30 protein-coding genes, 1 tRNA gene and 1 pseudogene are annotated in these 25306 nt (G+C 48.6%); 20 read left to right on the forward strand and 12 right to left on the reverse strand.

Annotated features, from left to right (window positions below; all coding sequences use genetic code 11):
* Nucleotide 1: 1 nt before the first annotated feature.
* A complete protein-coding gene (thiL, locus tag Q397_RS0106530) occupies nt 2–952 on the forward strand; it encodes a thiamine-phosphate kinase (RefSeq protein WP_028878728.1) in 951 nt (316 codons plus the stop codon).
* A 74-nt stretch (nt 953–1026) separates the two neighbouring features.
* Nucleotides 1027–1497, forward strand: coding sequence for a hypothetical protein (locus Q397_RS0106535; RefSeq protein ID WP_028878729.1), 471 nt, complete (start codon nt 1027–1029; stop codon nt 1495–1497).
* Nucleotides 1498–1564: 67 nt separating this feature from the next.
* Here the strand turns inward: Q397_RS0106535 and Q397_RS0106540 are convergent, their stop codons facing one another.
* Entirely contained in the window at nt 1565–2020 is a 456-nt protein-coding gene (locus Q397_RS0106540; RefSeq protein ID WP_028878730.1) for an outer membrane protein assembly factor BamE, read from the reverse strand.
* Between the two features lie 93 nt (nt 2021–2113).
* Here Q397_RS0106540 and Q397_RS21390 point away from each other — a divergent pair, with 93 nt between their 5' ends.
* The 12 genes and pseudogenes from Q397_RS21390 (at nt 2114) to Q397_RS24640 (ending at nt 9087) form a co-directional block, all read left to right on the forward strand.
* Nucleotides 2114–2659 (forward strand): ubiquinol-cytochrome C chaperone family protein, encoded by a 546-nt coding sequence (locus tag Q397_RS21390; protein ID WP_028878731.1) that lies wholly within the window; start codon nt 2114–2116, stop codon nt 2657–2659.
* Nucleotides 2656–3213 (forward strand): YceD family protein, encoded by a 558-nt coding sequence (locus tag Q397_RS23940; RefSeq protein WP_156950647.1) that lies wholly within the window; start codon nt 2656–2658, stop codon nt 3211–3213. The genes Q397_RS21390 and Q397_RS23940 overlap by 4 nt, the downstream gene beginning before the upstream one ends.
* Before the next feature lie 91 nt (nt 3214–3304).
* Complete coding sequence (rpmF, locus tag Q397_RS24630) at nt 3305–3487, forward strand: 50S ribosomal protein L32 (RefSeq protein WP_084148967.1); 183 nt, start codon at nt 3305–3307, stop codon at nt 3485–3487.
* 27 nt (nt 3488–3514) lie between these two features.
* Complete coding sequence (gene plsX, locus Q397_RS0106555; RefSeq protein ID WP_028878732.1) at nt 3515–4552, forward strand: phosphate acyltransferase PlsX; 1038 nt, start codon at nt 3515–3517, stop codon at nt 4550–4552.
* A 19-nt stretch (nt 4553–4571) separates the two neighbouring features.
* Complete coding sequence (locus tag Q397_RS0106560) at nt 4572–5540, forward strand: beta-ketoacyl-ACP synthase III (RefSeq protein ID WP_028878733.1); 969 nt, start codon at nt 4572–4574, stop codon at nt 5538–5540.
* Nucleotides 5541–5651: 111 nt separating this feature from the next.
* The gene (locus Q397_RS0106565; protein WP_028878734.1) at nt 5652–5948 is read left to right on the forward strand and encodes an integration host factor subunit alpha; all 297 of its coding nucleotides are present in this window, start codon (nt 5652–5654) and stop codon (nt 5946–5948) included.
* Between the two features lie 2 nt (nt 5949–5950).
* A complete protein-coding gene (locus Q397_RS24635; RefSeq protein ID WP_084148968.1) occupies nt 5951–6616 on the forward strand; it encodes a MerR family transcriptional regulator in 666 nt (221 codons plus the stop codon).
* Nucleotides 6617–6680: 64 nt separating this feature from the next.
* Nucleotides 6681–6757, forward strand: a tRNA-Pro gene (locus tag Q397_RS0106575).
* A gap of 457 nt (nt 6758–7214) precedes the next feature.
* The gene (locus tag Q397_RS21405; protein WP_038012946.1) at nt 7215–7457 is read left to right on the forward strand and encodes a type II toxin-antitoxin system ParD family antitoxin; all 243 of its coding nucleotides are present in this window, start codon (nt 7215–7217) and stop codon (nt 7455–7457) included.
* Between the two features lie 3 nt (nt 7458–7460).
* Nucleotides 7461–7757, forward strand: coding sequence for a type II toxin-antitoxin system RelE/ParE family toxin (locus Q397_RS0106585; protein WP_028878735.1), 297 nt, complete (start codon nt 7461–7463; stop codon nt 7755–7757).
* A gap of 11 nt (nt 7758–7768) precedes the next feature.
* The gene (locus Q397_RS0106590) at nt 7769–8050 is read left to right on the forward strand and encodes a hypothetical protein (protein ID WP_028878736.1); all 282 of its coding nucleotides are present in this window, start codon (nt 7769–7771) and stop codon (nt 8048–8050) included.
* 256 nt (nt 8051–8306) lie between these two features.
* Nucleotides 8307–9087, forward strand: a pseudogene (locus Q397_RS24640) (IS5 family transposase).
* Nucleotides 9088–9187: 100 nt separating this feature from the next.
* Here Q397_RS24640 and Q397_RS0106605 read toward each other — a convergent pair.
* The 3 genes from Q397_RS0106605 to Q397_RS0106615 form a co-directional block, all read right to left on the reverse strand.
* Nucleotides 9188–9361: a hypothetical protein gene (locus Q397_RS0106605; RefSeq protein ID WP_156950648.1), complete on the reverse strand. Its 174-nt coding sequence runs from the start codon at nt 9359–9361 to the stop codon at nt 9188–9190.
* 164 nt (nt 9362–9525) lie between these two features.
* Nucleotides 9526–10761, reverse strand: coding sequence for a DEAD/DEAH box helicase (locus tag Q397_RS0106610; protein ID WP_028878739.1), 1236 nt, complete (start codon nt 10759–10761; stop codon nt 9526–9528).
* Between the two features lie 294 nt (nt 10762–11055).
* Nucleotides 11056–11379, reverse strand: a complete 324-nt coding sequence (locus Q397_RS0106615; RefSeq protein WP_038012948.1) for a DUF2834 domain-containing protein — start codon at nt 11377–11379, stop codon at nt 11056–11058.
* A gap of 96 nt (nt 11380–11475) precedes the next feature.
* Here Q397_RS0106615 and Q397_RS0106620 point away from each other — a divergent pair, with 96 nt between their 5' ends.
* Together Q397_RS0106620 and Q397_RS0106625 are read left to right on the forward strand one after the other, a co-directional pair.
* The gene (locus Q397_RS0106620) at nt 11476–12021 is read left to right on the forward strand and encodes an LmrA/YxaF family transcription factor (protein ID WP_028878741.1); all 546 of its coding nucleotides are present in this window, start codon (nt 11476–11478) and stop codon (nt 12019–12021) included.
* A 106-nt stretch (nt 12022–12127) separates the two neighbouring features.
* A complete protein-coding gene (locus tag Q397_RS0106625) occupies nt 12128–13207 on the forward strand; it encodes a sirohydrochlorin chelatase (RefSeq protein ID WP_028878742.1) in 1080 nt (359 codons plus the stop codon).
* 10 nt (nt 13208–13217) lie between these two features.
* Here the strand turns inward: Q397_RS0106625 and Q397_RS0106630 are convergent, their stop codons facing one another.
* Nucleotides 13218–14684, reverse strand: coding sequence for a protein adenylyltransferase SelO (locus tag Q397_RS0106630; protein ID WP_028878743.1), 1467 nt, complete (start codon nt 14682–14684; stop codon nt 13218–13220).
* 238 nt (nt 14685–14922) lie between these two features.
* Between Q397_RS0106630 and Q397_RS0106635 the strand changes: the two genes are divergently transcribed.
* The 4 genes from Q397_RS0106635 to Q397_RS0106650 are packed head-to-tail and all read left to right on the forward strand — an operon-like array spanning nt 14923 to nt 18609.
* Nucleotides 14923–15588 (forward strand): CerR family C-terminal domain-containing protein, encoded by a 666-nt coding sequence (locus Q397_RS0106635; RefSeq protein ID WP_028878744.1) that lies wholly within the window; start codon nt 14923–14925, stop codon nt 15586–15588.
* Complete coding sequence (locus tag Q397_RS21415) at nt 15585–16535, forward strand: HlyD family secretion protein (RefSeq protein ID WP_051609779.1); 951 nt, start codon at nt 15585–15587, stop codon at nt 16533–16535. The genes Q397_RS0106635 and Q397_RS21415 overlap by 4 nt, the downstream gene beginning before the upstream one ends.
* Nucleotides 16532–17479: an ABC transporter ATP-binding protein gene (locus Q397_RS0106645; RefSeq protein ID WP_028878745.1), complete on the forward strand. Its 948-nt coding sequence runs from the start codon at nt 16532–16534 to the stop codon at nt 17477–17479. The genes Q397_RS21415 and Q397_RS0106645 overlap by 4 nt, the downstream gene beginning before the upstream one ends.
* Complete coding sequence (locus tag Q397_RS0106650) at nt 17479–18609, forward strand: ABC transporter permease (protein ID WP_028878746.1); 1131 nt, start codon at nt 17479–17481, stop codon at nt 18607–18609. Before Q397_RS0106645 ends, Q397_RS0106650 begins: the two co-directional genes overlap by 1 nt.
* A 238-nt stretch (nt 18610–18847) precedes the next feature.
* Here Q397_RS0106650 and Q397_RS0106660 read toward each other — a convergent pair whose 3' ends face one another.
* From Q397_RS0106660 to Q397_RS0106690, 7 genes are all read right to left on the reverse strand, one after another.
* On the reverse strand, nt 18848–19273 hold the full coding sequence (locus tag Q397_RS0106660) for a CBS domain-containing protein (protein ID WP_028878747.1): 426 nt from the start codon (nt 19271–19273) through the stop codon (nt 18848–18850).
* A 60-nt stretch (nt 19274–19333) separates the two neighbouring features.
* The gene (locus Q397_RS0106665) at nt 19334–20713 is read right to left on the reverse strand and encodes a lipopolysaccharide biosynthesis protein (RefSeq protein WP_156950649.1); all 1380 of its coding nucleotides are present in this window, start codon (nt 20711–20713) and stop codon (nt 19334–19336) included.
* Nucleotides 20714–20812: 99 nt separating this feature from the next.
* Nucleotides 20813–22030 carry an NADH:ubiquinone reductase (Na(+)-transporting) subunit F gene (gene nqrF / locus Q397_RS0106670; RefSeq protein WP_028878749.1) on the reverse strand — a complete coding sequence of 406 codons (1218 nt, stop codon included), beginning with the start codon at nt 22028–22030 and terminating at the stop codon, nt 20813–20815.
* A 29-nt stretch (nt 22031–22059) separates the two neighbouring features.
* Nucleotides 22060–22668: an NADH:ubiquinone reductase (Na(+)-transporting) subunit E gene (gene nqrE / locus Q397_RS0106675; protein ID WP_028878750.1), complete on the reverse strand. Its 609-nt coding sequence runs from the start codon at nt 22666–22668 to the stop codon at nt 22060–22062.
* Between the two features lie 3 nt (nt 22669–22671).
* The gene (locus Q397_RS0106680; protein ID WP_028878751.1) at nt 22672–23319 is read right to left on the reverse strand and encodes an NADH:ubiquinone reductase (Na(+)-transporting) subunit D; all 648 of its coding nucleotides are present in this window, start codon (nt 23317–23319) and stop codon (nt 22672–22674) included.
* A 9-nt stretch (nt 23320–23328) separates the two neighbouring features.
* Nucleotides 23329–24105, reverse strand: coding sequence for a Na(+)-translocating NADH-quinone reductase subunit C (locus Q397_RS0106685; RefSeq protein WP_028878752.1), 777 nt, complete (start codon nt 24103–24105; stop codon nt 23329–23331).
* Nucleotides 24098–25306, reverse strand: coding sequence for an NADH:ubiquinone reductase (Na(+)-transporting) subunit B (locus tag Q397_RS0106690; protein ID WP_028878753.1), 1209 nt, complete (start codon nt 25304–25306; stop codon nt 24098–24100). Before Q397_RS0106690 ends, Q397_RS0106685 begins: the two co-directional genes overlap by 8 nt.

Raw genomic sequence — 25306 nt, forward strand, 5'->3', positions numbered from 1 at the left:
CATGTTGGGTGAATTCGAACAGATCGCTAAAATTATGGCTCCTTTAGCTCAAAAGGCTAGAGGAGCTTTTGGTTTAACAGATGATGCCGCTGTCTTTCAGCATGCACCAGATCAAGAAATCGTCGTCACGACCGACACTCTGATTGCAGGCGTGCATTTTTTTGCCGCCGACCCACCGGAAACGATTGCCCGCAAACTCTTGGGGGTAAACTTATCTGATCTGGCTGCAATGGGTGCTCAGCCGCTTCACTATACGCTCAACGCTTCATACCCTCGTGATATCAAGCTGGATTGGCTCAAAAGCTTTGCAGCAGGCTTAAAAGCCATGCAGGACACATATGGCATTATCTTGCTTGGCGGAGATACCACTTCAACGCCAGGTCCCCTTTGCCTCAGCTTAACCGCTTTCGGCACAGTCCCGAAAGGACAGGCCATTCGACGCACAACCGCGCGGGTAGGGGATTTAATCTGCACCAGCGGCACCATTGGAGATGGCGCCCTCGGCCTCTTGGTCGCTCAAGGGCGGCTTGAGGACCAGAGCGGACATTTGTTAGGGCGATATCGCTGCCCCCAACCAAGAACGGCCCTAGGCGTAGCCCTCAGCTCACTTGCTACGGCTTGCCTTGATATTTCTGACGGCTTACTGACGGACTTCACTCATATGAAAAAGGCAGGGGAGATTTACCTTTCGTCCATCCCCTTGTCCAAGCCAGCACAGCACTTGCTGGAACAGGATTCTGAGTTGTTTGCTACGATCCTAAACGGCGGGGATGACTATGAATTACTTTTTTGTGTAGCCCCCGAAAATGAAAACGTCCTTAAAACCATAGCGCAAAAGACAGCAACGCCAATTACTGTAATCGGCAGGATTACAACTGGCGAAGGCGTCCGCTTGTTGGATCAGGACAACAACCAAGTCCCTGTAGAAACAGCCGGCTATCGTCATTTTTGAAGTCTCACATTGCATTCATCAACGACACAACCGATAATAATACGACTTAATCGAGGGTAATAGGCACATATATAATGAAAAAAGCGATTCTCATTTTCGTTCTGGCACTTGTTGTCATCGGAGCTGTCATCGGCACGCTATATTTTTTAAAGCTAGGGCCGTTTGAAGGTCGGGACAAGGTTATCGAAAAAACACAGGAAGAACTTGAGCTTGAACGCGTAGATAATAAAACGACAATTAAAATCAAACCTTTTACCATTCCCATGTTTCAAGGGGAACGGGTCGCCGGCAGCATTCAGGTCCAATTTGAACTAGAAATCCAAAAAGGTCAGGAAGAAATCATTAAGGGCAAGATGGTACGGCTGGAAGATGCCTATCTGCGCGACCTCTACGTCTTTATGCCCCGCCTACTGCGTAACCGCGAAAAACTGGATATTATCGCCCTTAAAAAGCGCCTTCTGCGCGTTACCGCCAAGGTCATGGGGGAAGATGCACAAATTGTCTCAGACGTGCTGATCCAGTCCGTTGCCGATAATCCCGGTTAAGCAGAAGGCTTTTATCACCGGAGTTCATAAAAAAAGGAAGGCCGATTGGACCTTCCTTTTTTGTTGGTTATTTGCCTTTGTTAAAGCGGCCCAAGTTCCCGAAGATCTGCTCAAAGAACGTGATCTCGTTCCCCGCTGTCGGTGTCGTGCGGTCAACGAACGCGACATTACGTCCTTGTTGATTATCTTCCTTCTTGACCCATTCAACAAAACCTTCCTTGTTGAATTTAACCTGCACAACGGTGCGATCCAGAATTTCAGGGGCAAGGAACGCGTAATACTCAACGCGCTCGCTGATATAATACCAAGATTCGCCGCCAAAAGTGGAGTGAGCCGTCGGTGTTCCCAAAATTTCAGCGACATCACGTGCATGAACTTCACCGGGGACTAACTCCGCCAAACGGTCGGGATCGGGAAGGTTCCCCCGCGTTGCAAACTGAGAGCTACAGGCGCTTACCATCAAGGCAGCCCCTACGACCAGACCCAAACCAATAAAGGATTTTGAACGAAGCGATTTAAACATCTATACCCACAAACCTGATTTTCACTTTGAAAAGAGCCCCTACAATATCTTATAAGTCCTATTGATCAAGTTTTATTGAAATGCAAATGGCCCATGATCTTTTCCAAACTGTTTAAATCCAAGCCTGCCTACTCTGAAGAGGTGCAGGCGCTTTACAAGTCCATCGTTCAACAGGCGCGCCTTCCGGCGTTCTATACCGACCTTGAGGTTGCCGATACGGTTGAAGGTCGCTTTGATATGATTATCCTTCACGCCTTCTGTGTCATGCGCCGTTTAAAAGATGGCGACGCGGATGTCGCAGTCTTCGCACAAGCCCTCTATGATCTAATGTTTGCCGACTTTGACCTGAATTTGCGCGAACTCGGCGTGGGTGATATGGGGCTGGCTCGTCGCGTCCCCAAAATGGCGGAAGCTTTTTATGGCCGCATCACCGTTTACGAGGAAGCCTTAAGCCAAAATGATAACAACGCGGCTTTGAAAGAAGCCTTGGATCGAAACCTCTACAGAAAAACACCGGTTTCTGACGAATCGCTAAACAAAATGGCAGAGTATTTACGCAACGAAGCCGATAAAGTTCAAAAAACGCCCTTCGCGGACCTACAGCAAGGCAAGCTCGACTTTGGCCCTGCGCCCGTTTGAAAGTTCAAAAAATGACCGAGACAGAATTCAACGTCCCGTTTCAAGCTGACAAGCTTGGGCCTAACCCAAAACGCATACATCTGGAAGCTACCGCCGACGAACTGGCAGCCCTCAGTCACCGTTTTGGCCTGCAATCCATGGATTTTCTCAAAGGAGAGGTGATGATGCAGCGCCTTTCCGGCAAAAAAATTGAGTGCCGGTTTAAAGCTTCTGCAAAAATTACACAGCAATGCGTTGTCACCTTTAAACCCATTTCATCCCAGATAAACCTTGAGTTTACGCGCATCTATGACGAGAACTTAAAAGGCGATCATTTTGAAAAAGAGATCGAAATCGACATAGAAGCCACCGAAGAGCTTGATCCCATTGTGGATGGTGTGATAGACCTCGGCGCGGCTGTAAGTGAGGAGCTGGGACTTGAGATAGATCCATTCCCGCGTGCCGATGGCACAGATTACACCGAATTCGGCATCGGTCCGGAGATCACGGAAGAGGAAGTTAAACAGAACAATCCTTTTTCCGTTCTGGCTGAGCTGAAAAATAAAAGTGAATAAAGCGTCATAATAGGCTTGCCCTATGTGACACTTTCGTTTAAATAACCGCCTCCCTCGTTTTCGAGCTGATTAATTTTAAGAGTACAGAATAATGGCTGTTCCTAAGAAAAAAGTATCCACATCTCGTCGCAACATGCGTCGTTCTCATGACTCCTTGAAGGCGTCTGTTTACAACGAATGCTCCAACTGTGGCGAACTGAAGCGTCCTCACCACGTTTGTTCTGAGTGCGGTCACTATGATGACCGTGAGGTTACTGACGTCGAAGCCGTATAATTACGCCTTCGAAGAAAGGGTTGCCTCTTGTCAAACGATATGACGCTTGCCATTGATGCTATGGGTGGGGATGATGCCCCGCATATGGTTATCGAAGGCTTAAGCATCTGCAAGACAAAGCTCCCTGGCACTCGTTTCCTTTTGGTAGGTGATGAGCGTCAGCTGGAGCCTTTGTTGCTTCAATATCCTGACTTGAAGGATATCTGCACCATCCTGCATACGGATGAAGTCGTCACCAACGACGACAAACCGGCTGTTGCCTTGCGCAACCGTCGTGGTTCATCCATGCGTCTTGCTATCAATGCCGTCAAAAACGGTGAGGCTGCTGGCATTGTCTCAGCAGGCAATACCGGTGCGCTTATGGCAATGGCTAAATTTGCCCTACGCACACTTCCTGGTATTGACCGTCCCGCAATCGCAACCTACCTGCCACACAAAAGCGGTGGCAGTGTCATGCTTGATTTGGGTGCGAATGTTGAATGCGATGCAGACAATCTGACCCAATTCGCTGTCATGGGGGAAGTCTACGCCCGCAACGTGCTGGGCCTACCCAAACCAAAAGTCGGAATCCTCAACATCGGGGAAGAAGACCTTAAGGGCAACGACTCGGTCAAACAGGCCCATTCAATCCTGCGGACCACTAATCTTGATATCGACTTCTATGGCTTTGTCGAAGGGGATGATATTGGGAAAGGGACTGTGGACGTGATCGTGACCGATGGCTTTACTGGCAACGTGGCTCTCAAAACCATCGAAGGTACCGCCCATCTTTTAGGGTACGTGCTGAAAGAAGCGCTCACCAGCAGCCTCCTCGGTAAGCTCGGTGCTCTGATTGCCAAACCTGCGCTGATGAACTTCAAGAAAAAAATGGACCCGCGCCTATATAATGGCGCTATGTTCTTGGGTTTGAACGGAATATGCGTTAAAAGCCATGGCGGGACAGACGCTTTAGGTTTTGCAAATGCGGTTACTGTCGCTCATGACCTTGTGGCTCATGGCTTCAACGACCTGATAAAAGAAGACCTTGAACGTCTGATGGACGCCCACAGTGGCAATGGCTCTTAACTTTTAATGGCGGCTTTAAATGGCTTTACGTTCTAAAATCCTCGGGTGTGGTTCTTACCTGCCTGAAAATTGCGTCACTAACGATGAACTGGCGAAGACGGTTGATACGTCTGATGAATGGATTCAGGCACGCACCGGCATCAAACAGCGTTATGTCGCAACGGACGGTGAGCTGACCTCTGACCTGGCTCGTAAAGCCGCCCTGAAAGCCATCGAACATGCCGGCATTGACGTGCAAGACATCGACCTGATCGTCTTGGGAACCACAACACCGGACAACACATTCCCCTCTACAGCCACCAAAGTACAGGCACAGCTTGGCCTGACACACGGATTTGCAATGGACGTGCAGGCCGTTTGCTCCGGCTTTATGTATGCTTTAGCGACCGCAGATAACTTCCTGAAAGCAGGGCAGGCAAAAACCGCTCTTGTGATTGGTGCAGAGACATTTACCCGCTTGCTAAACTGGGAAGACCGCACAACGTGCGTCCTGTTTGGCGATGGCGCTGGTGCAGTGATCTTGCAGGCAGAGGAAGCTGAAGGCGATTCTTCCGGGATTCTTTCAACTCATTTACACTCCGATGGGCGCTATCAGGACATCCTGATGGTCGACGGCGGCCCCAGCAGCACACAAACAACAGGCCACGTTCATATGGCAGGGAAAGAGGTCTTTCGCCATGCTGTTGTGAACCTAGCCGAAGTTGTCAAAGAAGCTCTGGAAGCCAACGACTTGACCTCGGATGATATCGACTGGATCGTCCCGCATCAGGCCAACAAGCGCATTTTGGACGGCACTGCAAAAAAGCTCAAAGTCAGCACAGATAAAGTCGTTGTAACCGTTGACCAACATGCAAACACCTCCGCCGCCTCAATTCCGCTAGCCCTTGATGTTGCAGTGCGAGATGGTCGGGTCAAACGGGGCGACCTCCTCATTCTCGAAGCCATGGGCGGCGGGCTGACTTGGGGTTCCGCACTGGTACGCTGGTAGGCGGTTTGTTCCCATTTTATAAAACTTGCCAAACCTTTGATATTGACTGATTAATACAGCTCAGGTACCGTTCTTTATAAGTCTGTATAATTCAGCTGTAAGGATCAACCCATGAGTGAAAAAACCATTACCCGCGCCCAATTGACTGAGGCAGTTTATCAGGAAGTTGGTTTGTCCCGCAATGAATCGGCTGATTTGCTTGAATCTGTTCTCGATATGATCGCTGATACACTGACGAAAGAAGAAACCGTAAAAATCTCTTCCTTCGGCAGCTTCTCTGTTCGTAAAAAAGGCCAACGCATCGGGCGAAACCCTAAAACAGGGGAAGAAGTTCCCATCCTACCGCGTAAAGTCCTTGTTTTCCGTCCTTCACAAGTCTTAAAAGCTCGCATCAACGAAAATAACTGACAATGAGTTCCGGCAGCGATAAATCGGCAGATGCCTTTCGCACCATCAGTGAAGTTGCTAACGAACTAGGGTTGGCAACTCACGTGCTGCGTTTTTGGGAAAGTAAATTCCCTCAGATCAAACCTTTAAAACGGGCAGGGGGGCGCCGCTACTACCGCCCCGACGATGTTGCTTTATTACGCAAGCTGCAAGTCCTACTGCATGACGAAGGCTACACCATTAAAGGTGTCCAAAAACTACTGCGCGAAGAAGGCGTACGTACCCTGATTAATGACGGTGCTGACGCTAAAGAACCTACACTGCAGCAACAGCCGGTGGAAACGCCCGTCGCAGCGACACCTCAAGCCAGCCTGTTTGACGAACCGGCACCGACACCTCTGTTCGCACACCAAGCTACGCCAGTTTCACCGGTCCTCGCACCAGAACAAGCTACACAGGATCACACTCCTGCCGAGCCGCTGGAGCCGGAAGACATAACGGTCACCTATCGCCCAGATCTTCTGCCAGAAGCGCCAGAGCCGGAACCTGTTCTCTCTCCTTGGGAGAAGGAAGAGAAGGCAGAAACAGTAATCATCAAACAAGGATTAAGCGAACAACAACGCGCCTTGTTACAAGATGTTTTGGGCGAGCTGAAATCCCTGAAAGAAAAAATCGACACCGCCGCCTAACTTTTTGCAAACAAACCATTGCACAACCCAAAAACCCTCTATATATTCCGCCCACACAACACGACGGGACATAGCGCAGTCTGGTAGCGCACTACACTGGGGGTGTAGGGGTCGTGGGTTCGAATCCCGCTGTCCCGACCAACACTTGAAAACATCAGTATTTCTGCGGTTTTCAGCCAGCACCGGTCCACCAAGGTGGCATAGGTAGGTGGCATGAAGTGGCATAGCAAAAAGGCGGTCTTCGGACCGCCTTTTTCATTTCGAAATAGGTTCAAAATACCAGATTCCTCTTTACAAAAATAATGTGTCCAACGATGGATTGGACGAGGTTTTAAGCAGGAACCTTGGAATCCCTTATGGTTTCAAATCACGGTTCCATGATGGTGCAAAAAGGACAAAAGCTGGAATATGATGGTTCCAGCTTTTGAAATAGCAAAATAGCAGAATCGCTCCCCCTATTTTCAACTTTCTTATTTTCTTTAAAATAGCGAATAGCAAACATAAATCGCACAATTAACCATTCTAAATAGTCAAGTATAGCAAATATTGACATCATCGTTTGTTCTGGTCAAAATAGCGACGAAAGGCAGGTGATGATATGAATATTTCTCTTTCTGATAAGATGGAAGAATTCGTCCGAGCGAAAGTTGCCAGTGGGTCATATAACAACAATAGCGAAGTAGTCCGTGATGCCCTGCGATTGATGCAGGATTTTGAAAAAGTCAAACTGGAACAACTTCGGGCTATGCTGGATGCAGGGGAACGTCAGCTCGCAGGCGGTGAGTTCACTGTATATAAAGCCGACCAGATCGACGAACTTCTGGATGAGGCCGGTTTCTAACTCATGCTGGCATTAAAACTCTCAGCAAAAGCCAAGCAAGACCTTGCTGCCATGGCAGTCCACACCCGTAAAACTTGGGGTGAGACACAGTTAAAAACTTATCGACAGCAACTCAAATCAGCTTTGACCCAATTAACCACCATGCCGCATATGGGACGCCCCCGTGATGATATTCGTGAAGGCTATCGTAGCCTTCCCATCGGTGAGCATCTCATTTTTTATAAGATAGCAAATGATGCCGTGTTGATCATCGCCATACCGCATGCCAAGCGTGATACGATGCATCATTTAAAAGGATAATAGATTTTAGTATGTTTTGGTCCGTTGCGATCCCGTCCGCATTCGGGGGGCTGTTCATCCTGATTGCCGTGATTTTTTACGGCACGCAGTTGGTCAAGCTTGGCTGGTGGTTACTTAAGGGACTGGGCGTGATGATGCGGGGCCTCTGGATGTTTCCGGCTTACGCACGGGCGGTCAAGACGCTCAAGGCCAGAGGTATTACGGTTGATTACAGTAAAGAAATGGCGGACGTTATTAACCGAGCGAGGAAGGCTCGCCCTTCAAATCCAGCAAATATTCGCGGATCGCGGTGATCACCTGCTGCTACTGGCGAATGTCGCAATACCCCCCCCCTTAATATCCTTACCCGATGCCCCCGGATAGCGAAGTGCCGTTGAGGACGGGTTGATCATGTGAATTTCTTGGATGCGGGTTTTGACGGCCTTGTCCATAGACGTGATCACATTTGCCAGTTTGTGCAGGTTATGACTGTTATCTAGGCTCAGGACCTATTAATTTTCTGGCATCATTGTGGGCATTGTGTTTCATTCCTCTCAGGAGGACCTGTTGATGAATGATCATTTCTGGCTGAGCGACGAACAGCTCAAACGTATTGAACCCTATTTCCCTTTATCCCACGGTGTTCCTCGCGTGGATGATCAGCGTGTGGTTTCAGGGATCATTCATGTTTTGAAACGCGGCCTTCTGTGGCGGGATGCTCCCAAGGAATATGGACCTCACAAAACGCTTTATAACCGTTTTGTCCGCTGGAGAAAAATGGGTGTCTTCGACAAGATATTTGCAGGGCTTGCAGCTGATCAGGGCGTTCCTGAACAGCTGCAAATTGATGCCACACACCTCAGTACTGCTGCGAGCCTGCTCAATCTCCCTCACTTCGTTCGAAGAGACGATGAAAGGGGATGTTCCCCGTCGTATCGGGCGAACAAAAGGCGGATTGAACTCCAAACTTCATGCGGTTTGCGATGGTCAGGGGCGACCAGTCGCCCTGCTTTTATCGGAAAGTCAAATGAGTGACTACAAAGGGGCTCGCTTAATCGTTGACGTTCTCCCGCCTGTCAAATGGCTGTTGGCTGATCGCGACTACGATGCAGATTGGTTTCGTGACGCTCTACGTGAGAAAGGCATCAAGCCTTGCATTCCAGCGAAGAAAAACCGCAAACAGAAAATCAAGTTCAACGGTAAGCTTTATAAGCAACCTCACAAAGTCGAGAACATGTTTGGGAAACTCAAGGATTGGCGACGTGTAGCGACCCGATATGATCGCTGTGCTCATACATTCTTCTCAACAATCTGTATCGCCGCATTTGTGATCTTTTATCTCAATCAATGAGTCCTGACCCTAGATCACAAGGCCTTTTTCTTTTACATCCAGATATGACAACCAACTTGTCAAATGGATAGGTGTCAGATCAAATCGCAGCTAGTATGGTTTAGCTGTTTCCTTGCTTCTCAGCCGCCAGCCTCAATGCTTTCAAAGCCTTGGTTTTATCAAGGGTCTTTTTCTTTTGCGCCTCTTTGGATTTGATGAGGGTATTGTCCTTAATCTTTGGTGGCTTACTGTCTTGGAATTTACTCTGATCGCCGCGCTCAATGGCTGCGATCATTCTATCGTCTGCAGTGTTTGGCCGTGTTGATCCAGAGCCCATAACTTTTCCCTCTCTTAATGATTAAAGTACCCTTTGCGCGCCGCAAAAAAATACCGACCTTGCCAGTCCTTGCATCGCTTTTAGACCAACAAGGTTCAATACCGTCATATGTTCCGATTAAGCTACGCTGCGCGTTTCTTAGGCTTGCCTCTATAACGTTTTGACTGTGCTCGACGGCTAGGCGCTTGTCGGGAACCTGGTTTTGTCGGTTTAGGCTCATGCGCAGCGGGATGGCCGCCCAGAACATCAAGTTCGTGCTGCATCAATTTTTCAATATCACGAAGATAGGCCTGTTCACTGGGATCACACATAGAAATTGCAGTCCCTGACGCACCAGCTCGTGCTGTACGACCAATACGATGGACGTAATCTTCGGCAATATTAGGCAACTCGAAGTTAATGACATGACTAACATCATTAATGTCAATGCCTCGTGCAGCGATATCGGTCGCCACCAAAACACGCACATCCCCATTACTGAAGTTTTTAAGTGCCTTTTGACGTGCGCCTTGCGATTTGTTACCATGAATAGCAGCTGCACTAATACCCAGTTTATCAAGCTGTTGTGCCACACGGTTGGCGCGGTGTTTCGTCCGTGTAAAAACAATGGTTTTATTAATGGAGGTATCATCTAGGATATTGGTCAGTAACACGCCTTTTTCCGCAGCCGGCACGTAGTAGACACTTTGAGCAATGCGTTCAACTGGTGTTGATTGAGGTGTTACCTCGATACGCACAGGGTCATGCAGGATGGTGCTGGCAAGACCTGCAACCGTTTTAGGCATGGTGGCGGAAAAAAACAGGGTTTGACGCTCTTTAGGCAAAGCGGCAATAATTTTTTTAACATCATGTATGAAGCCCATATCCAACATACGGTCAGCTTCATCCAGTACAAAATGCCAAATATGGTTAAGTGAAATATGCCTTTGGTTCATCAGGTCTAAAAGGCGTCCCGGTGTCGCCACGACAATATCAACACCGCGTTGCAGTGCACTCACCTGAGGCTTTTGGCTGACACCCCCAAAAATAACCGTATGTCGGACAGGCAGGTGTCGCCCCAAGCTTTCAATAGATTCACCAATTTGAATAGCTAACTCACGGGTAGGGGCGAGAATAACACTCAACGGAGATTTAGGCACGGGGGGTTCCCAGCCTTGGGCGAGTTCATGCAAAATGGGAAGGCTGAACGCAGCCGTCTTGCCCGTCCCGGTCTGAGCGATACCCAACAAATCACATTTTTCTAAAAGAGAAGGAATTGATTGTTCTTGGATGGGCGTCGGCGTGTCAAACTGTTGTTCTCGCAGTGCACGCAGCAATGGCTCACACAAGCCAAGTGCCTCAAAGTTATTTAATTTCATAAAGATTCTTTCGGCCGCGCATTACATCCCCTTTTCAAGACAGGGATGAGCTCCGGCATTTTTTTAACACCTCGGAGCGCAGCAGAGGCATTCAATAAGCTATTTTCAATTTCGAGATTTTGTCACGCTGATGGACAGCGGAATTGCGCGATCGCGACTGAATAATGAATATACACTTTGCGCTCAAATGTGAGATTTGTCAATCACGCGATTAATCTTCTGATAGAAAAACTGCGTTAAACAGGACAATCGTTAGGTTTTTTCTTCAAATCATTCAGCCTAAAACTGAAAAGATCACCTAAAAACCTCGTCAGATTTCGTTTCTCGGAAGAAAAAGAATAGGGGTAACCCCGCAGATACACCAATCAAACATGTTGCTAATGCCACCAATACTTTGCTGCGCCATTGCAAGCTTTTCGCAAAGCAAAGGGCGAGTAAAACAACAACGCCTGAAATCAATACATCAAAACTAAAAAACGCACTGATTCGATTTGCAAACATAGCTTGGACAAACTCCAAGGGGGCGAAACCATTCTCAATTAACCAAGGAATAAACGCGCTCATTGGCACAACTGTGCCAAGAACGGCCATCAATAGATAAATTTGACGAATACTCATTTTGAAAACTCCATAAATGTAACACACGTTACACGTAACATGTGTTACACACCTAAACAAGATTTCCTTGGTAGATCGCATTCAGAAAGGTAGACCGTGAATAAAAAACAGATTTTGCTTGATAAAACGGTTCAATGGTTGATTGAAAATTCTGCTGATGAATTTTCCCTAAGACGGGTTGCGAGCGACATTAATACGTCTGCCCGAATGCTTGTCTACCACTTCGGGACCCGTGATAAGCTTTTGGTGGAAGCCCTAAGTGAAATCGCAGATCAATGGATGACCGGCTTCAAGCTCAATGAAACCACATCAACAGAACAACAGATTAGAGAGATATGGCATCATACCTTATCAACCAAAAAGGCATTAAATCTGCACCGTCTGAGTTTTCAAATGTGGGCAACAGGTCTCGCAACCAGAAGTGCTATCTACCAACCCTTTTTAAAAAGAGTTGCAAACGATTGGATAGATACAATGACGGAAAGCTTTATCCGTGACGGACTTGCCCCCTTTAAAGCAAAAGTTCATGCAACACTGATCGTTTCAGGAATTGAGGGACTTCTTCTTCAGTCTATGACGGACCCAAATCTTCCCGTTCACGAAGCCTTTGAGGAACTCATTGCAAAAGTTAGTCAAACGTAAGCGTCCCCATGCGACATAGAATAAATAAGGCTCGGGCCTAGATTTTAGGGTTCAATTATCATACAGTCCGTGAAAATTAGAATTTGAACTTTGGGAAAACAAGAATATGTCAAAAAAGATCGGTGTGATGGTTTGTGGTCATGGCTCACGCAGTCAGGATGCCGTTGATCAATTTTCAGATTTTGTTGCAAAATTACCCGATTATCTGCCAGATTGGCCTTTAGAGTATGGCTATTTGGAATTTGCAAATCCGGTTATTCGTGATGGACTGGACCGCCTGCGCGAACAGGGCTGTGATCATATTCTTGCTGTCCCCGGCATGCTCTTTGCCGCCATGCATGCGAAAAATGACATTCCCTCCGTCCTGAATGCCTATGCACAGAAGCATGGAATCACCATTGAATACGGGCGCGACCTAGGGGTCGATACAGATATGATTGCCGCCTCAACCGCCCGCATTGAAGAAGCCATCAAACGCGCTGACGAAAAAGGCCCCAAAGTCTCACGCGAAGACACTTGCCTTGTTGTCATCGGGCGTGGGTCAAGTGATCCTGATGCCAACGGAAATGTGGCGAAGATCACTCGCATGGTGAAGGATCAGACTGGTCTTGGCTGGTCCGAAACAGGCTATTCCGGCGTGACCTTTCCGCTGGTTCAACCGTGTCTGGAACAGGTGGTCAAACTGGGCTACAAACGTATTATTGTCTTCCCGTACTTCTTATTTTCCGGCGTGCTGATTGATCGTATTTATGGGTTTACCGATCTCGTTGCTGCTGATAATCCAGACATTCAGTTTGTCAAAGCCGACTATCTGAATGATCACCCACTGGTCCTTACAACCATGGCAAAACGTGTAACCGGCATCCTGGAAGGCGATAACGCCATGGACTGTAACATGTGCAAATATCGTGAAAAAATTCTTGGGTTTGAAGCTGAAATCGGTATGCCGCAAGAAAGCCATCACCATCACGTGGAAGGGCAGGGCGCCCAAGCCCCCGGTGCCACAGTTGCAGACTGTAAACTCTGTGACACCTTCTGCACAGGCGTTTGTCGTTTAGATATGGATCATCACCATCACCACGATGAAGGGGACGACCACGACCATCACCACCATCATCATCACCCCATCTATCCGCACGCAGACCATCCCTTAGGGCCGGAAAGCGCGCGGAAACTGATGAAATAAGACCGCGACGTCACGTCCCACAGAAGGTTTTATAAACCCGATCACTGGGGGCAGGCGGCAAGGTCAGGTCCAAATACATTTCTTTTTCTTGGTAGGGGGAAGCCAGTGCATCCAGCAATCTATGAAGCTTGCTGAGATCAGCTTCCTCTTCCGCCAGTTCCAGTGCTTCCTCGACTTGATGGTTTCTTGGAATGATCCATGGGTTGTGGCTATCCATCAAGGTCTTTGAAGCCTCAGGGGAAGGCTGGTTCAGGGCTTGGCGTGCCTGCCAAATTTCCAGCCACGCAACAAAATCTTCAGTGCTATACCCTTCTTCCTTCCCAAAATGCAGGGTCGAAAGGGCGCGAAACGTGTTGGTATAGTCCATCTTTTGCTTTGTCATCACAGACAACAAACCGTCGACAAGATCACGATCCTGATCCTCTTCCCCAAACAGACCGAATTTTTTGCACATCATGTCCAGCCAAGCTTTCTGGAACAGGTCATCAAAGCCATAGATGATCTGTTCTGCTTTTTTGACCGCAACTTTTGAATCTGTATCCAGCAAAGGTAACATGGCTTCTGCAAGGCGGGCGAGGTTCCAGTTTGCAAGCGGGGCTTGATTGGCAAACGCGTAACGACCGTTGACATCGATGGAGCTAAAGACCGTTTGCGGATCATACGCATCCATAAAGGCACATGGGCCATAATCGATGGTTTCCCCGGATATCGCCATATTATCCGTGTTCATTACCCCATGAATAAAGCCAACCCGCATCCAATCAACAATCAAATCAATTTGACGCTGCATCACTGCTGTCAGGAAGTCAAAATAAGGTGTCTCGGATTGCTGTACCTCTGGGTAATGGCGCGCAATGGCAAAGTCCGCTAGTTTTTTTAGAGTGTCAGTGTCACCTTGGGCCGCGGCATACTGGAACGTCCCCACACGCACATGGCTTGCAGCAACCCGCGTCAGGATCGCACCGGGCAAAACGGTTTTGCGATAGACCGGCTCGCCTGTCGCAACCACAGCCAGACTGCGTGTGGTGGGAATACCAAGACCATACATGGCTTCGCTGATGATATATTCGCGCAGCATCGGCCCCATGGCGCCTTTGCCATCGCCACCACGGCTAAACGGCGTGCGCCCGGATCCTTTTAACTGGATATCGACCTTGCGCCCATCCGGCAGGACATGTTCGCCGATCAAATGCGCCCGACCATCACCCAGCATCGTGAAATTGCCAAACTGATGCCCCGCATAAGCCTGCGAAATTGGCGTTGCGCCTGTCGGCACCACATTGCCGCAGAAGACCTGTGCCAAATCCGTGTCATTGATTTGATCAAAACTGAGCGATAATTCCTCAGCCAGAGACACATTCTTGATCACCAGAAAAGGGGACTCGATGGGGGCCGGCTGTGCTTTGGCATAGCAATGTTCCGGAAGGCTCAGATAACTATTTTCAATATTCAAACCCAAAGTGTCGCAGCTACTCATAATCCCATTGCCTAACAGTTACATTGTTGCTCACTCCCTCTGAGAAGAGGGAGCCAAAACTTAAATGAAATATAGAGGATAATTTAAAAATGAGAAGTATTCTAAGTTACAATATGCCCACAAATTATAAAGGGATTAGAGGCCAAGGACATAAAGCCCTATCAAAAAATAAATCAATCGATTGACTTAAATCTGCTTTTGAAGGCATCCTTGTTGAATTCCTAAACGTGAGGACTCTATGTCTGACAAAAAATCAAAAGAAACTGCCCAACGTCTTTTAGAGGCTGCAATGTCCGTGTTCGCAGAGCATGGCTTTAATGGGGCATCAACCCGGATGCTCGTCAACAAAGCCGGTGTAAACATCTCCGCAATTCCTTATTACTTCGGCAGTAAGGACGGGCTCTATGAGGCGGTGATCGAACATATCATTTCTACAGTTAAGTCCAAACAAGGGCCAAAAGCACACCAGATCCAACAAGCGCTCAACAAGCCGGATTTAACGCAGGCAGAAGCTCATGAGCTGTTACACGACTTTGTTGCCAGTTTTATTGATATCCTTTTGAGCCAGCAGATGTCGCCCAGCATGGTCGAAATTTTCATTCGGGAACAAATTCATCCGTCCTGCGTCTTTGAGCGTTTTTACATTGAGATGTTAAAACCGACGCACGAAACCTTAACCCGACTTACGGCTTTTTTAATCGGGAAGGATGCCGAGTCAATAGATGCCATTTTATGCACCCAGACTATCCTCGGTCAGTTCACCATTTTTAAAACCCACCAAGAACTCCTGCTGCGCCGGACAGGGTGGAAACACTATGGGGCATCAGAGCTGAACACCATTAAACGTATGGTCCTACACAATATCGACTCTGTCATTGACGCAAATAAGAAAGAGAAGTCATGAAAAAAAGCTTACTCGTTTTTCTGTGTGGCCTAACCCTCGCATCCTGCACACCGGAAAAAGCAACCATCCCCGGTTATGTCGATGGCGACACACTTTCCCTTGCCCCAACCAGCAGCGGTGTCCTTGCCAGCCTTACCGTGAGGGAAGGGCAGATCATCTCTGGCGGCACGCCCCTCTTTTCCCTAGACCTCGCAGACCTGCAAGCAAAGGCTGATAGCGCAGCCGCCGCCACACGCCGAGCCGAAGCTGAGTTGAAAGACCTGTTGAAAGGGGAGCGACCGGAAGAATTAGAAGTCCTTTTTAAACAGGCAGCGCAAGCAAAAGCCAATCTGGAAAATGCCCAGAAAGAATATGACCGCATTATGCCGCTCAGTAAAACCGGCGCGGTCAGCTTATCACGGCGCGATGAGGTCATCACCAACCTAGACAGCGCCAAGGCCCGTGCGGAAGAAGTCAACGCCCAGATCGTCGCCGCCAACCTTGGCGCACGCAGTGACAAGGTTGAGGCTGCCCGCGCCAACATCGAAATTGAAAAGGCACAGCACAAACAAATTGTCCAAAAGCTGAAAGAAGCCGCCCCCACGTCCCCCAAGAAATCCCTAGTTCTAGACACCTTCTTTCAACCCGGTGAATATGTTGGGGCAGGGCAAACGGTGGTGAAACTTCTTCCGCCAGAAAACATCAAAATCAAATTTTTTATCCCTGTTGATCAAGTCACCACCATAAAAATGGGACAAACAGTCCTCGTATCCTGTGATGGCTGTCCAACTTCGTATCCCGCACGTATCACCCACATTGCATCTGAAAGTGAATATACACCCCCCGTCATTTTTAGCGTTGAATCCCGTGACAAACTGGTCTTTATGATTGAATCTCAGCCAACAGCATACCATGAAGCCCTTCGCCTTGGATTGCCGATCTCAGTATCGTTGGAGGCAGGGTCGTGACCATACAAGCCTATGCCATTGACGTCAAAAACCTGACCAAACGATTTGGTGACAAGCTGGTCGTGGACCATTTTGATGTCAAAGTCCCCAAAGGAAAAATCTATGGCTTTTTGGGACCGAATGGATCGGGCAAGACAACTACCTTGCGCATGATTTGCGGGCTCTTGACCCCGGATGAAGGCGAAGGCACCGCCCTTGGCCTTGATATCCGCACAGAAGCCTTAGAGATCAAAAAACGCATTGGCTATATGACCCAAAAATTCAGCTTCTGGGAAGACCTCACCATCCGTGAAAATCTGGAATTTGTCGCCACCGTCTATGGGCTGGATCACAAAAAGCAGCGTGTCGATGAGGCTTTGACCAAGCTTAATCTCGCCACCCGCCAAAAACAACTCGCAGGCTCCTTATCCGGTGGCTGGAAACAGCGGCTTGCGCTCGCTGCCTGCATCCTCCATGACCCGCAGCTTCTATTGCTCGATGAACCCACCGCTGGGGTTGACCCAAAAGCACGGCGGGAATTTTGGGATGAAATCCACAAGCTCGCCGCCAATGGCCTAACCGTGTTGGTCAGTACTCACTATATGGACGAGGCCGAACGTTGCCATGCCATTATCTATATGTCCTATGGCAAATTGGTAACCCAAGGCAGTGTTCAGGACGTCATCCAAGGGGCAGGGCTGTACACATGGGTTGTTCAAGGCGAAAACCTCATGTCCCTTGCCGCCACATTGGAAAAACTGGATGCTGTCAAAACCGTGGCACCCTTCGGCGATAGCTTGCACGTCAGTGGGACAGATGCTGACAGTTTAAAGGCCGCCTTGACCCCATACTTCGACAATCCGGCCTATGACTGGCATCAAGAAAGCCCGTCATTTGAAGATGTCTTTATCCGCTATATGGCAGATGCCGAAGATAACTTTCTTGCGAAGAAGGAGGCAGGCTAATGTTCTTTTCTTTTCGTCGGTCTGCTGCCGTACTGGTTAAAGAATTTATCCAACTGCGCCGAGATACCGTCACCTTGCGTATGATCATCATGATCCCCGTCATTCAGCTGTTGCTTTTTGGCTACGCACTCAACACAGACCCCAAACATCTGCCAACGGCCGTTTTATCTTATGACAATAGTCCAACGGCACATACCGTCATCGCAGGCCTTAAAAACACCGAATACTTCTCGATTGAGCAAGACATACATTCAGAGCAGCAAGGGCAAGACTTGCTTCGACGCGGCGAGGTTTTGTTTGTTGTGACAATCCCGGCGGGTTTTGAGCGCGATATGATCCGCGGTCAGTCACCAGATCTTTTAATCGAAGCCGATGGCAGCGATCCGGTCGCGGCCGCCGGTGCCCTTTCGGCCGCAAATGGCATGTTGCAACGGATCTTAAACCAAGAACTGACAGGCCCGCTCGCCAAGCTTCAGCAATCCCCCCCTGCCTTTAAAATCCTGACCCATCGCCTCTATAACCCAGAAGGGTTCACCCGCTATAACATCGTCCCCGGCTTGGTGGCCATTATCCTAACCATGACAGGTATCATGATGACTGCCTTGGCAATGACACGGGAGCGAGAACGCGGCACCATGGAAAACCTGCTGGCCATGCCGATTTCGCCGTTAGAAGTCATGATGGGTAAAATCACGCCCTATGTGCTGATCGGCTTTTTTCAATCCGCCTTGATCATTATCGCCGCAAGCCTGCTGTTTGGTGTGCCTATAATCGGGTCGCTTTGGCTTTTTTTCGCAGCCCTCAGTATCTTCATCGTGTGTAACATGGCGCTGGGCTTTACGATCTCTGCTGCTGCGAAAAACCAGACCCAAGCCCTACAGCTGTCTATCATGATCCTGCTGCCCTCCATTTTGCTGTCCGGCTTTATGTTTCCCTTTTTAGGGATGCCTATTTGGGCGCAATATTTGGGCAACCTCATTCCGGCAACCCATTTCATCATCATTTCCAGAGGTATTTTGCTGAAAGGCAGCACCTTTATCGATATCTGGCCTCATCTGTGGCCTCTATTAGTCTTTATGGTCGCTATTACCTGTATTGCAATCTTGAGATACCGCAGAACACTCGACTAGATCCCCCGTATAAACAACAAAACGGAGCCAACTGGCTCCGTTCTGAATAACTCAAAAAATAATTTATTTTAACTCAACCCCACACCCAGCACCAAAACCACGAAAGCCAGTACAGAGAGGCAAAGATAACCGGTGCATTTTAACTGCCAATGATCCGGCTTTGTTTTAAACGTCCTTAAAAACAAACGCCCAAACAACAAAAAGGCAATTAGGCCGACAATTTCAGGCAGGTTTTCCATTAGGCACTGCGTTGGGTATTCTTAAAGCGCTCAAAGAAAGGTTCTGTTGCGCGCAGGACACGACGACGCGTGATAATGCCGACAAGACGCCCATGATCCATGACAGGGTACAAACGGTGGGTCTTATCGCGGAAAATTGCGGCCACATCAATCAAGGTCGCATCCACATCAACCGTATCCATTTTTGTGGTCATATATTGTTCCACTTTACCCGGCGGGCGTTCGTTATAGGATGCATCCAGCACAACGCGCATACAGTCCGTTTCCGACAGGACACCAACCAACTTATCTTTTTTGTCCACCACGACAGCGGCAGGCACCTCCTTATGCGTCAGGACCTTAACCGCATGATACATATCTTCCTCAGGGCTAAGCTTCACAAAGTCTGTAACCATAAAGTCTTGAACACGAACGGTATGTAACATTTTACTCTCCCTTAAATCATTTTTAGTTTTTAGAGGTCAGGAGTACGCCCCAAGTCCCCCTCAGGAAAGCCGCAAAGGGTGCAATCCCAGACGCAGCCTACATTGTATGGTCATCCAAACCGACAGACTACACAGGGTTGCCGCCATAGACCAAGCAGCTCCATTAAAACCATAAGCGGGTACAAGCAAAATGAATAGTAAAATTTCAACTGACAACGCGATGGAAATCGAAAAAATGACAATTTTCCGGTTCCCAGAGAATTGCAAGAAAGGCACAGAAAAGCCTGCAATGAAGTTGAGATAATAAGCACCCATGAGAATCAGAAAGCTTGAATATCCCACCTCGTATTCCTTACCAAAGGCTGCCAGCAAGGCCTCACCTTTAAAAATGAATACAATCAACGGCAACAAACCGCCCCACATCACCAAATGCATACAGGTGCCATAGAGACGTTGTAGGCCCTTTTGGTCCTTGCGCTGCAACGCCGGACCAATATAGGGCAGGGCAATTAAGTTGACCGCCATAAAGATCATCAGCAAAAAGCGCGCATGTTTGACCAACACCGCATAAATCGCCACGTCTTCTTCACTGCCCAAAATTTCACAAACGTACAGGCCCACTTGCTCCATGCCCAAAAACAAAACCGCTGCCATCATCATGGAAACGGATGCGGTTCCCCATTCTTTATATTCAAAACGGGAGATCGCACCAGACATGGTACCGGTAATTTTGCGCACCAACACCACAGACTGCAAAAGCAGGATCGCCATAAAACCGACGCCAAAGACACCCACAAGGTCCCAGTCGCTGATGTAGCCGTCCAGAGCCAACAAATAGCCGCCAACCATCACCATCAAGGGCAGGGCGACACTGATCGGTGCCGAGGCCAAAACGATGATCTTAAAGCCCCTGAGCGCCTTCGACGCCAACATCGCCATAGACACCACCGGCAACATGGCAAACGCCAAGACTGCCGGGTGGCTGGCCCAATCGTCGAACCCGAAATGAAAAAAGCTAAACGCCCCAAGTGCAATCAGAAAACTCGTTGCCAAGACAATCGAAAAGCAAAAGAGCAACACCCCTTTGCTACGCGCCCAATCGCGTTTCTCAAGATACTGGGGTAGAAACTGCATGAGCATCTGGTCCGTACCAAGCAAGGCAATCATGCCGCCAAACACAGCCATCGACACCGCAACCGAATAATCCCCAAGATCTGCAGGGGCCAACCACTGGGAGATTGCGAGGTTGAGAAGATAATCAAGAGCAAAGCCCGTACAGGCAATGAGGATCGACAGCCAGCTACCCGCAAGGATCGCGGTATCAAGTTGACCAAATTTACGAAAAACAGATAACAACAAACCAGACTGTTTAACCGGTGCCACCGAGCCTAAGGACACGGCCTTTATACTGGTTTTCTCGGCTTGTTCGTCGTCACTCACTGCGGTCTTTCCTTCATATTCCCCCAAAACAGGGGCCCTAAAAGTAACATAGCCACGGTGCAATACTGCATCCGTGGCTATGTTGTTTATATATGCCGATTAACCGAAGTCGTCGAGGAGAATATTCTCACGTTCAACACCAAGGTCGAGCAACATCTGAATAACAGATGAGTTCATGATGGGCGGGCCACAAAGATAGTATTCACAATCTTCTGGGGCCGGGTGGTCTTTCAGGTATTGTTCAAACAGGACGTTGTGAATGAACCCAGTGTAACCGTCCCAATCGTCTTCCGGCTGCGGATCGGATAGAGCCACATGCCATTCGAAGTTCTCATTCTCGGCAGCCAGACCGTCGAAGTCTTCAACGAAGAACATTTCTTTCACAGAACGGGCACCGTACCAGAAGGAAATCTTACGTTTAGATTCCAGACGTTTCAGCTGATCAAAGATGTGAGAACGCATCGGCGCCATACCAGCACCACCCCCGACAAAGATCATCTCGTTGTCAGTTTCGCGGGCAAAGAACTCACCATACGGACCAGAAATTGTCACTTTATCACCCGGTTTCAGGTTCCAGATGTAAGTAGACATGATCCCCGGAGGAATCCCTTCAGAACCCGGAGGCGGGGTCGCGATCCGCACGTTCAGCATGATCTGACCTTTTTCGTCCGGATAGTTCGCCATGGAATAGGCACGCAGGCAATCTTCCTCCTGCTTATGGCTGATATCCCAAAGATTGAAATGATCCCAATCTGCGCGATACTCTTCTTCAACATCAAAGTCTTTGAAAGAGATATCATAAGGCGGGCATTCGATCTGAATGTAACCACCGGCGCGGAACGGTACTTCTTCACCGTCCGGCAATTTAAAGATCGGGCATTTAATGAAGGTCGCCACGTTTTCGTTGGAGACAACTTCACATTCCCATTTCTTCACACCAAAGACTTCTTCAGGGATGTCGATCTTCATGTCTTGCTTCACAGCAACCTGACAGGACAAACGGCAGCCTTCGCGGGCTTGGCGTTTGTTGACATGAGATTCTTCAGTCGGCAGCAATGTTCCGCCACCTTCATGAACTTTTACGGTGCACTGACCGCAAGAGCCGCCACCGCCACAGGCAGACGGAATGAACAGACCATTATCCGCCAACGTGGTCAGAAGCTTGCCGCCGGGAGCGACTTCGATAGTTTTTTCGTTGTTAATCAGGATGGAGATGTTGCCCGAAGGCACCAGCATCTTTCTGAAAACCAGAATGATGATCACCAACGCCAGAACGATGGCTGTGAAAACAACGACACCTGCTGTAAATTCTTGCATGGTTTTTCCTACTCGTTTCTTTCTTCAGCCTAAAGCTTCACGCCGGAGAAGGCCATGAAACCCATGGACATCAAACCAGCCGTGATGAAGGTAATCCCAAGGCCACGCAGGCCTTCAGGTACATCACTATATTTCAGCTTCTCACGAACACCGGCCATAGCAGTAATCGCCAATGCCCAGCCTAAACCTGAACCGATACCGTAAGTCACAGACTCACCGAAACCATAGTCACGTTCCACCATAAACAGGGAACCGCCCATGATCGCACAGTTAACTGTGATCAACGGCAAGAACACCCCAAGCGCGTTATAAAGAGCCGGAAAGAACTTATCCAAAACCATCTCAAGGATCTGCACGATCGCGGCAATAACACCGATGTAACAGATCAAACCAAGAAAGCGCAGATCAAGATCTGGTGCCCCCGCCCAAGACAACGCACCTTCCTTCAGGAATAACGAAAGAACGAGGTTGTTTGCAGGAACGGTAATCGCTTGCACGACCACAACGGCAATACCAAGACCCAGAGCTGTTTCAATTTTCTTTGATACGGCAAGAAAAGTACACATACCAAGGAAAAAGGAGAGCGCCATGTTTTCGATAAAAATCGATTTAACAAAAAGGCTAATATGAGCTTCCATGTCTTAGTACCTCACCGGGAATGAAATCTTGTAATCACGTTCTTCAACCTGTTCCGGCTTATAAGAACGAACCGCCCAAATAAGAAGACCGATGATAAAGAACGCACTTGGTGGCAACAGAAGCAAACCATTCGGGACATACCATCCGCCATCATTGACAGTTGGCAAGATTGTAATGCCCAGAAGTTTACCGGCACCAAAAAGTTCGCGGATCACAGCAACAGATACCAAAACCACACTGTAGCCCAGACCGTTACCAACACCGTCAAGGAAGCTGGCGACCGGAGGGTTAGACATTGCGTAAGCTTCGGCACGACCCATTACAATACAGTTTGTAATGATCAGACCAACGAAGACAGACAAAGTCTTGCTGACTTCATAAGCATAAGCTTTCAAAATCTGGTCAACGACGATCACCAAAGACGCGATGATAACCATTTGAGCAATAATACGAATACTGCTCGGGATTTGGTTACGAATAGCACTGATCAAAAAGTTAGAGCATGCGACAACAGACGTCAGGGCCACACACATGATCAATGAAACTTGCAACGATGATGTTACAGCAAGTGCGGAACACACGCCCAACACCTGTAGCATAATGGGGTTGTTGTCAATCAACGGGTCCGTCAGGACATTGTTTTTAGCCACTGTACCCTCCTATTTCTGCATGTTGCGGAGGAAAGGACCAAAACCCTTCTCACCGACCCAAAATTGAACAAGATTATTCACGCCGTTACTTGTCAGGGTTGCCCCTGCCAAAGCATCGACCTGATACTCACCAGAAGCCCCACCTTTAACGACAGAGATTTTTACGTTCCCTTCGTCGTCATAAAGTTTTTTATCTGGCCACAGGCTACGCCATTTCGGGTTATCAACTTCGCCACCCAGACCCGGTGTTTCCGCATGTTCATAAAACTGCAGGCCGGAAACGGTGTTCAGGTCAGGTTTCAAAGCGACAAAACCGTAAAGTGTCGACCACAAGCCGTACCCATGGATCGGCAGGATCATCTTTTTCAGCTCGTCGCCTTCTTTAACCAGATAAACGCTGGCGAGGTTGGCTTGACGCTTAATGCTGGCGATATCGTCAGACTTGTCTAGAACCTCGCTCATCGCAGGGTCTTTGGCAGCTTTACGCTGGTCATACGTTACCGGATCAGCAGCGTCGCTATATTGCCCTGTTGCCAGGTCTACCAGACGCGGCTCGATCTTGCTTGTGAAAGCGTCTTCGATGTTAATGCCTTCTTCATAAAGGCCTGCAACCTGAAGAATGATTTTCTTCTTCGCCAGACTTTTATTCAGCTCTTGTGTCGGTTTTAGCATAACTGCCGCGGCCGATACTGCGATAGACGCAATAAGGCTCAACGCAACCGCCACAATAATTGTGCGTACCGGTGTATCAGAAGAAGCTGCTGATTTTTGTTCGTTATCAGACATTACGACGCAACCTCCGTTTAATGTTAGCTTTCACAACAAAGTGGTCAATAAGCGGTGCGAAGATGTTACCGAACAGGATCGCCAGCATCATCCCTTCCGGGAAGGCCGGGTTCACAACGCGGATCAAAACAACCATTACACCGATCAAAGCACCGTAGACCCAACGGCCCTGGTTTGTCATCGCACCGGACACAGGTTCCGTCACCATGAAGACCAAACCAAAGGCATAACCACCGATGACCAAATGCCAGTACCAAGGCATAGAGAACATCTGGTTGGTGTCACTGCCGATTGTATTAAACAGGTAGCTTGTCGCGATCATGCCGATCAGGCAGCCTGCAATCAGGCGATAGTTGGCGATCTTGGTAAAGATCAGGAACGCACCACCGATGAAACAAGCCAAAGCAGATGTTTCACCCAAAGACCCCGGAATAAAGCCAAGGAAGGCGTCCATCCAAGTGATGCCAGCTTGTGGCAGACTTGCAAAACCGCTTTCATTCGCCAAGCTCAAGGCTGTTGCACCGGAATAGCCATCAACGGCAACCCAAACATTGGCACCAGACTGACTTGCCGGATAAGCAAAGTACAAGAATGCACGACCAACAAGGGCAGGGTTCAGGAAGTTTTTACCTGTACCACCAAAGACTTCTTTACCGATAACCACACCAAATGAGATACCAAGCGCGACTTGCCACAGTGGCGTTGTCGGCGGCAGGATCAGTGTGTAAAGCATAGAAGTTACAAGGAAACCCTCGTTCACTTCGTGCTTACGGACAACGGCAAAAATAACTTCCCAGATACCACCGACAGCAAGTGTGACGATGTAAATCGGCAGGAAGTACATAAGGCCGTGAACCATGTTCGCAAAAATGCTGTTCGGATCAAAACCGATCCCCAGCAGGTTCAGGATAAAGCCGGCATAACCGTCCGCACCTGTCTTGCCCATGGTCTGCAAAGCTGTGTTGGCTTGGTAACCTGTATTATAAAGGGCAAACAGGATACAGGGGATAGCCGCAACCACCACGTAGCTCATCATACGTTTAAGGTCCATATGATCGCGGGCGTGCGGTGCTTTATAGGTTACATCTTTCAATGAATAGAGGAAAGTATCCACCATCTCGTAAAGAGCGTAGTATTTTTCGTACTTTCCACCCACATCGAAGTGATGGTGAATGCTGTCGAAGAATTTACGGAGTCCCAA

The sequence above is a fragment of the Terasakiella pusilla DSM 6293 genome, from assembly GCF_000688235.1.
Classification (GTDB): Bacteria; Pseudomonadota; Alphaproteobacteria; order Rhodospirillales; family Terasakiellaceae; genus Terasakiella; species Terasakiella pusilla.

Bases quoted from the DNA above. Each gene is read 5' to 3' on its own strand.
- Q397_RS0106610 (WP_028878739.1), bottom strand. From the start codon at position 10,761: ATGAAATTAAATAACTTTGAGGCACTTGGCTTGTGTGAGCCATTGCTG.
- Q397_RS0106635 (WP_028878744.1), top strand. From the start codon at position 14,923: ATGTCTGACAAAAAATCAAAAGAAACTGCCCAACGTCTTTTAGAGGCT.
- nqrE (WP_028878750.1), bottom strand. From the start codon at position 22,668: ATGGAAGCTCATATTAGCCTTTTTGTTAAATCGATTTTTATCGAAAAC.
- Q397_RS0106605 (WP_156950648.1), bottom strand. From the start codon at position 9,361: ATGATCGCAGCCATTGAGCGCGGCGATCAGAGTAAATTCCAAGACAGT.
- Q397_RS0106615 (WP_038012948.1), bottom strand. From the start codon at position 11,379: ATGAGTATTCGTCAAATTTATCTATTGATGGCCGTTCTTGGCACAGTT.
- nqrF (WP_028878749.1), bottom strand. From the start codon at position 22,030: ATGCAAGAATTTACAGCAGGTGTCGTTGTTTTCACAGCCATCGTTCTG.
- Q397_RS0106585 (WP_028878735.1), top strand. From the start codon at position 7,461: ATGCTGGCATTAAAACTCTCAGCAAAAGCCAAGCAAGACCTTGCTGCC.
- Q397_RS0106540 (WP_028878730.1), bottom strand. From the start codon at position 2,020: ATGTTTAAATCGCTTCGTTCAAAATCCTTTATTGGTTTGGGTCTGGTC.
- Q397_RS21405 (WP_038012946.1), top strand. From the start codon at position 7,215: ATGAATATTTCTCTTTCTGATAAGATGGAAGAATTCGTCCGAGCGAAA.
- Q397_RS0106565 (WP_028878734.1), top strand. From the start codon at position 5,652: ATGAGTGAAAAAACCATTACCCGCGCCCAATTGACTGAGGCAGTTTAT.
- Q397_RS21415 (WP_051609779.1), top strand. From the start codon at position 15,585: ATGAAAAAAAGCTTACTCGTTTTTCTGTGTGGCCTAACCCTCGCATCC.
- Q397_RS0106535 (WP_028878729.1), top strand. From the start codon at position 1,027: ATGAAAAAAGCGATTCTCATTTTCGTTCTGGCACTTGTTGTCATCGGA.
- thiL (WP_028878728.1), top strand. From the start codon at position 2: ATGTTGGGTGAATTCGAACAGATCGCTAAAATTATGGCTCCTTTAGCT.
- Q397_RS24635 (WP_084148968.1), top strand. From the start codon at position 5,951: ATGAGTTCCGGCAGCGATAAATCGGCAGATGCCTTTCGCACCATCAGT.
- Q397_RS21390 (WP_028878731.1), top strand. From the start codon at position 2,114: ATGATCTTTTCCAAACTGTTTAAATCCAAGCCTGCCTACTCTGAAGAG.
- Q397_RS0106560 (WP_028878733.1), top strand. From the start codon at position 4,572: ATGGCTTTACGTTCTAAAATCCTCGGGTGTGGTTCTTACCTGCCTGAA.
- Q397_RS0106625 (WP_028878742.1), top strand. From the start codon at position 12,128: ATGTCAAAAAAGATCGGTGTGATGGTTTGTGGTCATGGCTCACGCAGT.
- rpmF (WP_084148967.1), top strand. From the start codon at position 3,305: ATGGCTGTTCCTAAGAAAAAAGTATCCACATCTCGTCGCAACATGCGT.
- Q397_RS0106685 (WP_028878752.1), bottom strand. From the start codon at position 24,105: ATGTCTGATAACGAACAAAAATCAGCAGCTTCTTCTGATACACCGGTA.
- Q397_RS0106650 (WP_028878746.1), top strand. From the start codon at position 17,479: ATGTTCTTTTCTTTTCGTCGGTCTGCTGCCGTACTGGTTAAAGAATTT.
- Q397_RS0106590 (WP_028878736.1), top strand. From the start codon at position 7,769: ATGTTTTGGTCCGTTGCGATCCCGTCCGCATTCGGGGGGCTGTTCATC.
- Q397_RS0106660 (WP_028878747.1), bottom strand. From the start codon at position 19,273: ATGTTACATACCGTTCGTGTTCAAGACTTTATGGTTACAGACTTTGTG.
- Q397_RS0106630 (WP_028878743.1), bottom strand. From the start codon at position 14,684: ATGAGTAGCTGCGACACTTTGGGTTTGAATATTGAAAATAGTTATCTG.